At 43.7% G+C, this 7,304-nt stretch carries 9 protein-coding genes; 5 read left to right on the top strand and 4 right to left on the bottom strand.

Annotated features, from left to right (window positions below):
• The 4 genes from mobV to HMPREF9304_RS09330 all read right to left on the bottom strand — a co-directional run.
• The coding region (mobV, locus tag HMPREF9304_RS09345) for a MobV family relaxase (protein WP_036928445.1) at positions 1-1,077 on the bottom strand (1,077 nt) is incomplete at its 3' end.
• Positions 1,078-1,175: 98 nt separating this feature from the next.
• A complete protein-coding gene (locus tag HMPREF9304_RS09340) occupies positions 1,176-1,400 on the bottom strand; it encodes a hypothetical protein (protein WP_036928442.1) in 225 nt (74 codons plus the stop codon).
• A gap of 9 nt (positions 1,401-1,409) precedes the next feature.
• A complete protein-coding gene (locus tag HMPREF9304_RS09335) occupies positions 1,410-2,342 on the bottom strand; it encodes a toprim domain-containing protein (protein ID WP_036928439.1) in 933 nt (310 codons plus the stop codon).
• 371 nt (positions 2,343-2,713) lie between these two features.
• Positions 2,714-3,907, bottom strand: coding sequence for a VapE domain-containing protein (locus HMPREF9304_RS09330; RefSeq protein ID WP_036928438.1), 1,194 nt, complete (start codon positions 3,905-3,907; stop codon positions 2,714-2,716).
• A 31-nt stretch (positions 3,908-3,938) separates the two neighbouring features.
• Here HMPREF9304_RS09330 and HMPREF9304_RS09325 point away from each other — a divergent pair, with 31 nt between their 5' ends.
• The 5 genes from HMPREF9304_RS09325 to HMPREF9304_RS09300 all read left to right on the top strand — a co-directional run bounded on the left by HMPREF9304_RS09325 (position 3,939) and on the right by HMPREF9304_RS09300 (position 6,918).
• Entirely contained in the window at positions 3,939-4,325 is a 387-nt protein-coding gene (locus tag HMPREF9304_RS09325) for a hypothetical protein (protein WP_156104799.1), read from the top strand.
• Positions 4,326-4,351: 26 nt separating this feature from the next.
• Positions 4,352-4,627 (top strand): helix-turn-helix domain-containing protein, encoded by a 276-nt coding sequence (locus tag HMPREF9304_RS09320; protein ID WP_036928446.1) that lies wholly within the window; start codon positions 4,352-4,354, stop codon positions 4,625-4,627.
• 8 nt (positions 4,628-4,635) lie between these two features.
• Complete coding sequence (locus tag HMPREF9304_RS09315; protein WP_036928423.1) at positions 4,636-4,938, top strand: helix-turn-helix domain-containing protein; 303 nt, start codon at positions 4,636-4,638, stop codon at positions 4,936-4,938.
• A 755-nt stretch (positions 4,939-5,693) separates the two neighbouring features.
• Positions 5,694-6,311: a DNA alkylation repair protein gene (locus HMPREF9304_RS09305; RefSeq protein ID WP_036928421.1), complete on the top strand. Its 618-nt coding sequence runs from the start codon at positions 5,694-5,696 to the stop codon at positions 6,309-6,311.
• Between the two features lie 13 nt (positions 6,312-6,324).
• Positions 6,325-6,918, top strand: coding sequence for a type 1 glutamine amidotransferase family protein (locus HMPREF9304_RS09300; protein ID WP_036928418.1), 594 nt, complete (start codon positions 6,325-6,327; stop codon positions 6,916-6,918).
• The last annotated feature ends 386 nt before the right edge of the window (positions 6,919-7,304 follow it).

Genomic DNA, 7,304 nt, shown 5'->3' with positions numbered 1-7,304 from the left:
ACCACGTANAGCTACCTGCTTTTGGTGCATCTTCACCACGGTATCATCATCAAAGCCCATCTTGCGGAGCATCAAACGAATATTAAGCAAGAGATAGAAGCTATGAAAAAATCGCTTGATAAAACTCCGTTCCTCCTTATACGTCTTGATTTCCTTTTGCTGTTCAGCTATGGTCTTGTCTTTAGCTGCAACGATATCCTGCAGGAGAATAACCTCCTTGCGGATTTCGGCTTTTTCCTTTTCTGAAAGGAACTTCTGATTCTCCATATCCCTTTCCAACTCTCCGATACGCTTCTCCGCCTTGTCAAGTTCCGTATTGCCAAAGAGCGAGTAGAGCGTACCCTTTACCCGAAGTTTACCTGCCTGCTTCTCCAAATCCCTTACCTTTTCGATAAGGTCGGCTTCTTCGGCTTGTTTCTGTTCCGTCTCCTTGAGTATCTCCTTGTAATACTCCATATTAGAGCGGTGCTTGGCTTCTGAGCCATATATACCTCTCTCCAACCCGAAAGGTTTCATCTGTTCTGCGTATGTGGTTTGGTACTCCTCCAATTTCTTCGGGGTAAGCACATCATCAGCACAAAGCCGTACTTTGTCCTTCTTGGTCTTGTACTTGCGTTTCCCGTTCTCGGCTTCGGTCTTGGCTTTTCGTCTTTCTCCTTGTACGATAGGTACTACCGTAGCATGTATATGCGGTGTTTCCTCATCAGCGTGAAGTGTCGCTGCCACTACGTTTTCCTTACTAAAGGTAGAATAAAGCCATTGCATCGTGCTGTCGCACCACTTTCCCAAACGCCCCTCGCTTTCAAGCCGGAGCATATCCTCGTGCGAGCCAGAAAGGATAAATCGCAAGGCCTTGACTTGGTTGCCTGCCACCTTACGGTAGATGTTTGCCGTGGCAATGCGGTGTTCTATGGCTTCCGTGCGGTTAGTGACACCTGCGGGGAATTGCACCAGCTCACGGTTGAGGTGCGTGCGGGTGGCATCGACATTTTTCGGCACGAATGTACGCTCGATGTGTGCGGTCATTGCCGAATCGTTGCCCCGAGCTTTGTCTATATGTAATACTGCGTAGCCCATAAGTTGAATATTGCTTTAAGGGGTATCCCAAGGGGCGAAGTCCCTTGGCTCAGGAGGGCTTTTTTAGCGGTAACGGAGTAGAGCGTGAAGAAAATGCCCTAATGAGCTATGGCATTTCTACTAAATGCTGCTCCGCCCTGTCCGAAGCCCACCTTTACGGTAATTGCATTCTCTGAATGCTCAGAGGGCTTTGTTTCTAAGTTTCTTTGGGGGAAACTTGCAGTTGGGAAAACTGCCATCGCTCTCGAAACAAAGCCATCTGTCTGCTCTTCTTCTCTTTTAGTCCCTAAGGATACCCGATTGATATTTGGTTTTGATTGCATTCATTTGCCTTATCTGCGAAATCCCCGTTTGACAACCGATAGAGGTTTCTTCTGTTTCTGTTCCATCGCTTTCTGACGTGAAACGTGGTACTCGTTGAGGTCTTTATATCCGCCATAATGTCGGCTCATATCCTCTGCGCTCATTCCTGCTGATTGAAGAACTTGCATGGCTCGCCGTCCTGCTTCATCGTTGTCAAGAAACGCACGGACGCAGTCAATATGATGTTCTCGGATATATGTAACGGCTCTATGGACATTGCTTACGGAGTTCAGCACAATGCAGGGAGCGATTTCTTTTCCTTTCATCGTGAGATAGGAAAGGAAGTCCATAAAGCCCTCGAAGATGCAGTGAGGGACGTTGTTCGCATCTCCTGCAATCACGGATATGTCCTTTGGGGCAATTGTTCCCTTGAATGTCTTGTCGTCCCGAAGCTCATATCCTCCTGCACGGTTGGCAAATCCTATGGCGATGTAAGTTCTTCCTCCCACCTCATAGCATACGGAACGCAGATAGGGTTTGGCAAGTGAAAGGTCAATCTTGCGTTCCTCCTGCAAATAGCGTTGCAGGTGTGGGGGCAACTCCTCGCTGATGCCGAGAATGTGCCTTGCGCTCGGGGATAGTGCAGCGACTTTTTCCTTTGGAGGAGTTGCACTATGAAAGGAAAGGTTGTTCCCTGCCAAATGGCTTATGGCTTCATGAGCATTGCACCCTTGCAACAACATCACAAGGTCGATGATACTGCCGCCTTTGCCCAAGCCGAAGTCGAACCAGAGGTTACGTGCAAAATCCACTTTCATACTGGCGTTATGGTCTTCCCGATAGGGTGCGTTGTAAAGGGCATAACTGCCGTATTTCTTGACGGGCTGTATGCCACGGGCATGAAGATAGTCCGCTATGGGTATGTTCTTGATGTTTTGTAAAATGTAATATTCGTTGTTCATTGCTGTTATCGTTGGATTTGGATTATTCATATTCATTTGTTCGTTATTTCATTGTTTACTCTGTTTCCTCTTTTGAAAATTTTCCCTTTTTATCTTACTACCCTTCGACACTCGGATAAGTGATTGACAGTAAAAGAGAAAAGTGTAACACTTCGTTTGGTTTTATCCTTCTACACCTTCTTTCTACACCTTTCCTTATTTATTCTCTCTTGTAGAAGCGTAGAAAGATGGTAGTAAGCTGTGTCGCAAGATGAATACCCCTTGCAATCCTTTTTCTTTCACTGTATTATCGTTGCTTGTAGTAATGTAGTAAGGAGAATAGGAAAGAAAAGAGAAAGGAGTATAACAAAGGGATTGGTAATCACAGAATGCTATGGTGGCTGCTCGGGAAAAATCTTGCGAACGGCATACACATATACGGGATTGCCATTTACCCTGCGGCATTCTCTCGCATAGCCTGCCTTTCTCAGGGCTTCGCCCATTCGTTTGGGTGAGAGCTGCTGTCGGGTATAGCAGGAGAGATAACCCACGATTTCCGAATTGGTCATATGGAAACGCTTGGTAGCTTTCTCCGCTTCCGTGGGAAAGGTGAAATAGCGGAGCAACAGCTCCATCTCGGTCGTATAGACTTGGAAGGCTTCGCTGTTTCTATGCAATTCAATAATCTCTTCATCATTGAACCAATAACGAAACCCCTCATTCAACAAGGTCTTGGCTTCGCCATACACGGTATCCATCGGAATGCTCTTGGCTCTGTCTATCTCTATCGCCAGCACCTCAAAAGGGAGGAAGCGTCTGCTTCCTGTCGAGTCGGTGAGGAAGTCGTTGCCATTGACCGAAGCCACAAAACTTGCCAAGTGAGGTCGCTCCTCGATATGCTTCTCGTAAGGCATACGGTACTTCACCTGCGGACAGGTGATAAGGTTCTTCAGCTCGTTCTCGTCCCGTTTGTTGAGGGCTTTGAGTTGGTCGTCAATGTTGATGATGAGATTTTGACCGATAAGACTCAGCACGTCTTTCTCCTGTGGGTATATCTTCCCCGTATAGCGGTAATCGGAGAGAGAGGGAGGACAGAGCAGGTCAAGGAACGTGGTTTTGAATCTTCCCTGCTCGCCTGTCAGTACAAGGCAGGTATGATTACGACATTGCCTGTCGTCCATTGCATTGGCGACCACTGCCACGAGCCACTTGGTGAGATATTCTTTCCATTTCTCAGGATTGGCTACGCTCACGCAGTTGGCAAGTGCGGTAATCGCTCCTTTCTTGGTTTCTTCCATTATCGGCAAGCTGTGGAAATAAGCCTGCACAGGATTGATGCGTGGGGAGAAATCGCTTTCGATGATGCTGTACAGATTCTCAGGCGAGGTCTGTATGCTCGCTTCCTTGTCCAATGCTCGTTTGAGGGTGTTGATACGGTAGCGGTCTATGGCTGTGTAATCGTCCGTTCCTCGTGGACGGTACTCTGCTCGATGCAATACGGAGTTGTACCGAAACTCATATCGCTCCGAAAGGAACTCCTCTATTTGTATGTTCTTTGAGGTGTTGTCGCTGTTTTCTTCTTTCATTGTGCGGATTGCTTTCTGTTACTTGTTTTTGATGTTTGGCACGCTTATGATTGCCAAAGCCAAGTTAGACAGCCTTTTTCACAGAGCCAAAGGTTACGGTGTTCTTGCATTGTGGTGCATTGCATTTCTCTGCTACTGCACAATGGGAAAGCCCCTTTTCACTCAACAACAGGGAGAAACAGGCAAAATAAGTGTGCGGATTGCACGATGGATAACTGTGCAGTCTGCAACCTTTCACAAGGTTTCGCACTATCCGAAAGGAACAAATGGATTTTCGGGCGGTGCAGGAGGATTTGAAAAGGAAAAACAGGGGATGTATGGTGTGCGGACTTCCTGTCGTTTCCCTCTTCTTCCCTGCTTATCCCAACCCTTTCAAAAACCGAAAACTCCTGCTTACTTTTGCGTCAGAAATCAATAATTACGCAAATAAAACAACAACGAAAAATGAGATTTACAGCTATTGACACCTCTGCTTGGGAGGAATTGAAAGAGAGCATCATGGAGCTGACCGACTGCTTCAATGAGCATTTTACCCCACCTGCCGAACTGCCCGAGCTCCTGCACAATGGGGATGTATGCCGAATACTAAACATCAGTAAGCGGACTCTCCAACATTATCGGGACACCTCCGTGTTGCCCTTCATTCAAATCGGGCATAAGTGCTATTACAAACGTGAGGACGTTGAGAAGCTCCTCGCCAAGTCTGACACTCATAAATAGAACGAACTATGGAATACGAAACCATCAGCAAAGAGACACCCGAGATGAAACAGCTCATCTCGGGTATCAGAAACCTAACGAAGCGTGTGCGAACAACGGCACAGATACACCGTCCTTTATTTGAGGGCGAACTCTATCTCACAGGGCGAGAGGTATGCAAAAGGCTCTTTCTTTCTCCCCGCACCTTACAGGATTATCGGGACAAGGGCATTTTCCCATACACGCAGATTGCAGGAAAGATACTCTATCGTATGTCTGACCTGCAACGGATTTTACAAGAGAATTATNTAAACAGAAACCTGCATCAATAACGGTGCAGGTTTTTCTTTTTCCTTCTGTATAACANAGTCTCGTTTTCAATTTGCATTAAATATTTGAGTTTTCTTTGTAGAGCCTATAAAAAACAATACCTTTGCAGTTGAGCGNATTATGTGTTTAAATATCAAAGACATCCTCTCAATAATATGAAAATAAATTTAGAAGCATTTAATCTGGAATTACTACAGAAGAGTCTATTATCCGAAGAAGAGAAAAAGGTTCTTCTTCGTTTATGGAATGATGAGTATCCTATTATTATATCGCATAGTTCATTGCAGAGTTTTAATCATTACTTANATAGTTTAGAGAATGTCACACACTATTTATTGANGGACTTGTCGTACAATATAATCAAAGGATGGGCTTTTACATTTGANAGAGATGGTCTTCGTTGGTTTGCTATTATACTATCTCCGACTATTCAGAAAAAAGGAATTGGACGTATAATACTGAAATATTTCATCTCAAAAGAAAAGCATCTCAGTGCTTGGGTTATTGACAACGATAGATATGTTAAATCTAATGGGCAACCATATTTGTCCCCCCTGTTATTTTATACAAAACTTGGATGTAGAATATCAAAGAAGGACACATCTGCATCTGGTGAACTTTCAGTTATTAAGATAGACTTTTAGTGACATTATAAGGTTAATTTTACGCCCCTCTACTATCCACCTGTTTATCTTCTCACCTAATTTTTTGTATTACTACCACATATAAGGTTTATTGCATTTTTAACTACATTGGAATGAAAAAAATAAATGATATTCTTAATCATATTCTGCGAATTGAAAATGGATTCAAGCATATCAACGATGGAGCTACAGAAATAATGAAAATGTATCCCCAAAAGCAATGTTTTGAATTGGCACTTGACTTGTTCAAGCACGAAGCCTATCAAGCCCGAATGTTATCAACTACATTATTTGGACTTTTAGCTGTAGAGAATGATAATGCGCTTCGTTTTTTAAAGGAACAAGTAAGCACTGATGAAAATTGGCGTGTGCAGGAAATGCTTGCAAAGGCTTTTGATGAGATTTGCAAACACAGAGGATATGAAGCATCCTTGCCACTCATCGAAGAGTGGATAAATAGTGATAATCCGAATGTTGTCCGTGCAGTAACGGAGGGATTGAGNATTTGGACAAGTCGCCCATTCTTCAAAGAGAACCCATCGGTTGCTATTGCCCTAATCAGTAAGCACAAGGCACACGAAAGCGAATATCTTAGAAAATCCGTTGGAAACGCTTTGAGGGATATAAGCAAGAAGCACGCAGAATTGATACGGCAAGAGGTGGAGCAATGGGATTTATCCAATCCTCNAATTATGTTCACTTACAAATTTGCAGCAAAGTTATTAAAGTAAAAAAGATATATCAATGAAACAGAAAGTATTATTTATCATATTGAATGAATACACGGATTGGGAGGGGGCTTTTCTCTCTACGGCTCTTCACGTGGGCGTGATACCAGGCGGTGAAATAAAGTATGAAGTGCATACCGTTGCCCCTACAGAAGACGCTGTCCGTTCTATCGGAGGTTTTAGAACTTTACCCGATTATTCTTTTGAGAATATGCCGAAAGATTATGCCGCATTAGTGCTTATCGGCGGCAACTGTTGGGACTCGCCTGAAGCAGAACTTGTCGTACATTTGGTACAGGAGGCTTTGGATAAAGGTAAAATCATCGGGGCGATATGCAACGGTGCTTCATTCCTATGTTCGCACGGTTTTCTGAANAATGTAAAACATACGGGTAACGGTCTCGACCAACTCAAGAAATGGGGTGGAATCGGTTACACTAACGCAGAGAATTATGTGGAAGCACAAGCCGTCAGTGACAAGAATATTGTTACGGCAAACGGTGTCGGACATTTGGAATTCACTCGAGAGATGCTTCTATTGCTGGAAGCCAATACTCNCGAAAACATTGNTTCATGGTATGATTTCTATAAAAACGGATTTGTGAGATAAAATTATTTTTCTGAAATACTAAACTTTATGNTCGTAATGTCAAACATAAAAGCCACGTTTCCGTGCAATTTACAGANCGTTTGGCAAGTCGTAACATCNCTAACAGACTATTCGTGGAGAAGTGATGTTNAAAAGATAGAGNTCATATCAGACACGCAATTTGTAGAAATAACGAAGANTGGATATAAAACAACTTTCANGGTAACAAGACAAGAGCCTTGTTGTCGATGGGAGTTTGANGTGGAGAATGACAATATGAAAGGACATTGGGTCGGTGTTTTCNGTGGCAATGAAAAGAATGCTACGATTGACTTTACAGAACACATTGAGCCTAAGAAATGGTTTATGATTCCGTTTGTGAAGATTTATTTGAAATATCGGCAAGC

Source organism: Hoylesella timonensis S9-PR14, from assembly GCF_000762405.1.
Lineage (GTDB): Bacteria > Bacteroidota > Bacteroidia > Bacteroidales > Bacteroidaceae > Prevotella > Prevotella timonensis_A.
The sequence above is the reverse complement of the archived record's forward strand: the minus strand, read 5'-3'. Positions and strand labels throughout refer to the sequence as shown.

What these genes read in the sequence shown, in the direction of transcription:
- HMPREF9304_RS09340 (WP_036928442.1), bottom strand. Translation starts at nt 1,400, where the DNA reads ATGCAATCAAAACCAAATATCAATCGGGTATCCTTAGGGACTAAAAGA.
- HMPREF9304_RS09335 (WP_036928439.1), bottom strand. Translation starts at nt 2,342, where the DNA reads ATGAACAACGAATATTACATTTTACAAAACATCAAGAACATACCCATA.
- HMPREF9304_RS09320 (WP_036928446.1), top strand. Translation starts at nt 4,352, where the DNA reads ATGAGATTTACAGCTATTGACACCTCTGCTTGGGAGGAATTGAAAGAG.
- HMPREF9304_RS09330 (WP_036928438.1), bottom strand. Translation starts at nt 3,907, where the DNA reads ATGAAAGAAGAAAACAGCGACAACACCTCAAAGAACATACAAATAGAG.
- HMPREF9304_RS09325 (WP_156104799.1), top strand. Translation starts at nt 3,939, where the DNA reads ATGTTTGGCACGCTTATGATTGCCAAAGCCAAGTTAGACAGCCTTTTT.